The organism is Inquilinus limosus MP06, from assembly GCF_000767795.1.
Classification (GTDB): domain Bacteria; phylum Pseudomonadota; class Alphaproteobacteria; order DSM-16000; family Inquilinaceae; genus Inquilinus; species Inquilinus limosus_E.
Map to the genome: position 1 here is coordinate 1 of NZ_JANX01000979.1, position 1313 is coordinate 1313.

Annotated in this window: 1 protein-coding gene; it reads right to left on the bottom strand. The window is 74.1% G+C overall.

What is annotated here, in order from left to right:
- The coding region (locus tag P409_RS34565) for a sensor histidine kinase (protein ID WP_034849440.1) at positions 1 to 1244 on the bottom strand (1244 nt) is incomplete at its 3' end.
- Positions 1245 to 1313: the final 69 nt, after the last annotated feature.

Sequence of the window (1313 nt, forward strand, 5' to 3'; positions counted from 1 at the left end):
CTGCCCTCGCCACGGGTGAAGCGCTCCAGCACCAGCGCCTTCTCGGCCTCCGGGATGCCGGGGCCGCGGTCGGAGACATGGAGCACGGCGCGGCCGCGATCCAGCACGGCCTCGATCTCGACCTCGCCGCCCGGCGCATGGGTCAGGGCGTTGTGCACCAGGTTCCACAGCATCTCGCGCAGGGCCACGCGGTCACCGCTGATCTCGGCGCGCGCCGCTTCCGGCGCCAGGGCGACCACCAGGCGCCCGGCCTCTTCGGAGTCCAGGCGCTGGCGCACATCCTCGACGATGGCGTCCAGCGGCACGGCGGTGGCCTCGCGCGCCTCCAGCCGGTGCCGCACGGTCGCGTCCATCAGCAGCTGGTTGACCAGGTGGCTGGCCTGCACCGCGTTCTGGTGGATGCGGACGACGCGGTCGCGCAGCCGGTCGGGGTCCTCCTCGTCGACCGCCACCTCGGCCTGGGCGCGCAGCGAGGCCAGCGGCGTGCGCACCTGGTGGGCGGCGTCGGCGACCAGGCCGCTGACCCGCTCCATCACGCTGCGCAGCCGGGCGATGAAATCGTTCAGCGCGCCGGCCAGCTGCTGCACCTCGACCGGCACCGGCACCTGCATCGGCGACAGGTCTTCCGGCGCGCGGCGGCGCAGCTCGCGCTCCATCACCACCAGGGGGGCTACGGCATAGCGGATGCCGAACCAGACCAGGGCGATGGCGACCAGGCCGAGGGCGGCGAGGGGCAGGGTGGCCTGGCCCAGGATCTCCGAGGCCAGGGCGGCGCGGGCGCCGCGGGTCTCGGCGACGCGGATGGTGGCCCAGCCGGCCTTGCCCTCGACGAAGACCAGCCGGCCGACCGTGGCGATCCGCACCGCCTCGCCGTGATAGGTGCCGTCGGTGAAGCCCGGCGTCGCGGAGGCGGCCGGCGGCAGCCCGGCGCCGAGATCGCGATAGCCGGTGACGAAGGCGCCGTCCGGTGCCGCCACTTCGTAGAACACCCGGTCGTCGTCGGAGAAGTCGAGCATGGCCAGCGAGGCGGTGGGCAGCTCGACCGTCACCGCGCCGTCCTCGATCTGCACCGCGCCGGCGATGGTGAAGGCCGAGGCGGCGAGCAGCCGGTCGAAGGCGCTGTCCGAGGCGCCGCGGGCATAGTCGCGGATCAGGGCGACGAGGCCGATGCCGGCCAGCAGCAGCGCCAGCACGGTCAGTGCCAGCATGCGCCGCCGGATCGAGGCGCGGCCGGATGTCGTCACGGCAGGCCTGCTCGTTCCGCGGGGGCGGCGATACTGTCGGTGGGCATGCGAACAGATTGCCTCTCCCGC